2 protein-coding genes are annotated in these 1,137 nt (G+C 37.7%); both read left to right on the top strand.

The window, feature by feature from the left end:
• Positions 1-53: 53 nt before the first annotated feature.
• Complete coding sequence (gene hisH / locus ACGHIN_RS17265) at positions 54-629, top strand: imidazole glycerol phosphate synthase subunit HisH (RefSeq protein WP_390456478.1); 576 nt, start codon at positions 54-56, stop codon at positions 627-629.
• Position 630: 1 nt separating this feature from the next.
• Positions 631-1,137, top strand: a 507-nt coding sequence (locus tag ACGHIN_RS17270) for a 1-(5-phosphoribosyl)-5-[(5-phosphoribosylamino)methylideneamino]imidazole-4-carboxamide isomerase (protein ID WP_390456475.1), incomplete at its 3' end; no start/stop codon positions are given.

Consider the following 1,137-nt stretch of genomic DNA (forward strand, 5'->3'; position numbering starts at 1 on the left):
GAACCAGTCTGACCCAAACTTTAATATCCCTTCTACAAAAGGAACCTTATAATATGATTGCCATAATAAAATATAACGGCGGGAATGTAAACTCCGTTCAGAATGCTTTAAAAAGGCTGAATGCGGATTCTATCATTACCGATGAGCCCAGGTTGATCCGAAAAGCCGATAAAGTCATTTTTCCCGGAGTAGGAGAAGCATCTTCCACTATGACTTCTTTGAAAGAGAAAGGATTGGATAAGCTTATTCCTGCATTGACTCAGCCTGTTCTGGGGATTTGTCTGGGAATGCAGCTGATGTGCAAAAATACGGAGGAAGGAAATACAAATGGTTTAGGAATCTTTGATGTTAACGTTAAAAAGTTTCCTGCCGGATATATTGTTCCTCATATGGGCTGGAATACCATATCAAACATGCAGTCAGAGCTGTTTTCAGCTTTGAAAGAAGATGATTTTTACTTTGTTCACAGCTATTATGGTGAGCTTTCCGAATATACCACTTCTGTTTGCGACTATATCCTGCCTTTCAGTGCATCGTTACAGAAAAACAACTTTTTTGCCACCCAGTTTCACCCTGAAAAATCAGGAAAAACAGGAAATAAAGTATTACAAAACTTTTTAAAGATTTAAAATGAGAATTATCCCGGCCATTGATATTATAGACGGTAAATGTGTACGTCTTTCAAAAGGTGATTATAGTACCAAGAAAATATATAATGAAAACCCTGTAGAGGTCGCCAAAGAATTCGAAAGCTATGGAATTTGCTTTCTTCACCTAGTTGATCTTGATGGGGCTAAATCAAAGCATATTGTCAATCAAAAAGTCATTGAAAGAATTGCCAGCGAAACTTCATTGCAGATCGACTTTGGAGGCGGGCTTAAAACTCAGAAAGATGTAGAAATTGCCTTTAATTCAGGAGCTTCACAAATAACGATAGGGAGTATTGCAGTGCAAAATCCGGAATGGTGTTATGACCTGATCACAAAGTATAGAGACAAGATCATTCTGGGAGCCGACTGTGAAAACAGAAAGATAAAAACTTCTGGATGGCTAGAAAAAAGTGATAAAGATGTTATTGATTTTATCCTTGAATATCAGCAGAAAGGAATTCAGCAGGTCATCTGTACGGATATTGCG

The sequence above is a fragment of the Chryseobacterium barbadense genome (assembly GCF_042849955.1).
Lineage (GTDB): Bacteria > Bacteroidota > Bacteroidia > Flavobacteriales > Weeksellaceae > Chryseobacterium.

Excerpts from the sequence above, each read along its gene's own strand:
- hisH (WP_390456478.1), top strand. The coding sequence starts at position 54 with ATGATTGCCATAATAAAATATAACGGCGGGAATGTAAACTCCGTTCAG.